This window comes from Lutibacter sp., assembly GCF_030692605.1.
Lineage (GTDB): Bacteria > Bacteroidota > Bacteroidia > Flavobacteriales > Flavobacteriaceae > Lutibacter.
On sequence record NZ_JAUYUD010000110.1, the window covers coordinates 1 to 2,126 of the forward strand.

Consider the following 2,126-nt stretch of genomic DNA (forward strand, 5'->3'; position numbering starts at 1 on the left):
GAAAGCAATTTTAAGCGAGGCATTGGGTGCCGCGAATTCCGATTCGCGCAATGAATAATAAATGCCAGCGGCATCACATATTTATAGAAACTATATCGACAACATGACATTCGACCCCTATATTTGTGCCATATGACCTTATATTGATTGAAGATATCTTTTTTGTGTTTGTCAGAGAGTGTGTGGTGAAGGGAGGGCGTAGCCCGACCGGAACCACACACTCTCTGAGTACTTAGCTTTTAACCAAAGTTTTCTACCATGATAAATAATTCTTCTCTTGCCAAATGGGATAGACTGAACAGCAAACAACTTGATAGTCAATTCCAGAATGATATTATTCGAGGGCTTAACTGCTCGCCTTTTGAAGCCCGTGCCATACTCGATTCTGTACATAAAGTTTATGGTGACTTCTTTAATTTGACTCCGTCGCTCAAACCAGGACAAGTTCAGTTTGTAATTACTGGCGTTGAGAATGGACCTTCAAAAAGTTTGAAAAATGCTGATATGGTTACTGTTACTTTAACCCTTGATGCTGGAACAGAGGACCTTGAAGTCAAAAATGCAAGTGGGGTTGTTGGTTTACGATTACACCGGTTGCAACGCATTTGCCAGGAAGCACTTATCCAAGGTGGTGTTTTAACCATCGAAGATATTGCAAATCGCATTTTTAACTGTGGCGAACGAACCTTGGTCAGAGATATAAAAGCATTAAAACAGCAAGGTATTGTTTTGCCCCTAAGGTCAACCATAAAGGATATGGGGAGAACGTTAAGCCATCGTGTAATAATTGTAGAAAAATGGCTTCAAGGCATGGAATATACTCATATCGCTAAAAGTACAAACCACAGCCCGTCGGCAGTTTCAAACTATGTAAGGCGGTTTAAGCAAGTGGTTACATTGGCGACAGAAAACTACGATGTTCATTCCATTGCTTTTATGGCACATATTTCAATCCCATTGGCAGAAGAATATATAAAACTTTGGCATCATGCTGAGATTATCCAGATCCGCAGAAACGAACTTCTGGGAACATTAAAAAAATAAACACGTTGCTAAACAATTAAATCCATTTGACATGTTACGACAACCAGATGCACATCACAGATACCATTCAGCTCATGACCGTTTTATAAAACCAATCATTGAAGATTTCTTCAACAAAGAGTTTCCAAATACGTTTGGCCCCAATATGAGAAGTAATATTGCTGATGAACTTCTTGTTATTTTCAACTCTAACAATAAAGATACACAGACCATAAAACCAGGTCAAATACTCTGGAATGCAGTACATAAAGACACGAGGGCTGATTCCCGCAATAGAAAATTAGTTCCTGTCGTACTCACAATCGTTGCTGATGAAGATATATCAATGCTTGAAAAAAAGAAAGCCATTTCTGAAAACAGGCAGAACGTAATTGCCCGTATTACACAAGAAGCATATGATCAGGGAGCATTACTTTCAATGAGAGATATAGGCCTTTTATTGGCTTCATGCGTTGGACTAATATCTGCTGATAGAAAAAGGTATGAACAAAAACATTCGTGCAGCCTGCCTCATACAGGAACTTTACATGACATGGGTTCTTGCATAACTCATAAGTATCAGATAGTTTTTAAATATGTAATTGAGAAAAAAGATCCAGTGATAATCGCTAAGGAAACGCATCATTCTTTAAAAGCGGTGGATCACTATCTTAAAGATTACAATAGAGTAAAACTACTCTATCTAGATAATAAATCCACTGAATACATTAAGGCTGCAACAGCAATGCCGATTTACGTTATCAATCAGTACATAAATATCATCAATCAATATGTCAAAGAACAAAATGCTTCTTAAAACTAAAAACATGCTTAAGAACAACTCAAAATACTTGCAATGCCATTTGGCTTTATCTTCGGAGTTCAATGCATTGCCTCATATTCAAAACTTAACCTTTCAGAATGATTGCGCCCCAGGCCTCTCCTCATTTTGGGGAGAGGTAGGAGAGGGGCTTTTACAATTCGATGGTCACACTTTTCCCGGCATAAACAGTTTGTGGCAAATCTATTGCTATTTCGCTGATTTCCTTTTCTTTGTTCCATACTGATGTGAAATTGGTTCCTTTTTTCTCGAAGTTTCAGCT

Annotated in this window: 2 protein-coding genes; both read left to right on the forward strand. The window is 38.1% G+C overall.

Annotated elements, in window-relative coordinates; genetic code table 11:
* Nucleotides 1-258: 258 nt before the first annotated feature.
* A complete protein-coding gene (locus tag Q8S45_RS11690) occupies nucleotides 259-1,044 on the forward strand; it encodes a DUF1670 domain-containing protein (protein WP_305604937.1) in 786 nt (261 codons plus the stop codon).
* Nucleotides 1,045-1,075: 31 nt separating this feature from the next.
* Nucleotides 1,076-1,840 carry a DUF1670 domain-containing protein gene (locus Q8S45_RS11695; protein ID WP_305604939.1) on the forward strand — a complete coding sequence of 255 codons (765 nt, stop codon included), beginning with the start codon at nucleotides 1,076-1,078 and terminating at the stop codon, nucleotides 1,838-1,840.
* Nucleotides 1,841-2,126: the final 286 nt, after the last annotated feature.

What these genes read in the sequence shown, in the direction of transcription:
- Q8S45_RS11690 (WP_305604937.1), top strand. Translation starts at nt 259, where the DNA reads ATGATAAATAATTCTTCTCTTGCCAAATGGGATAGACTGAACAGCAAA.
- Q8S45_RS11695 (WP_305604939.1), top strand. Translation starts at nt 1,076, where the DNA reads ATGTTACGACAACCAGATGCACATCACAGATACCATTCAGCTCATGAC.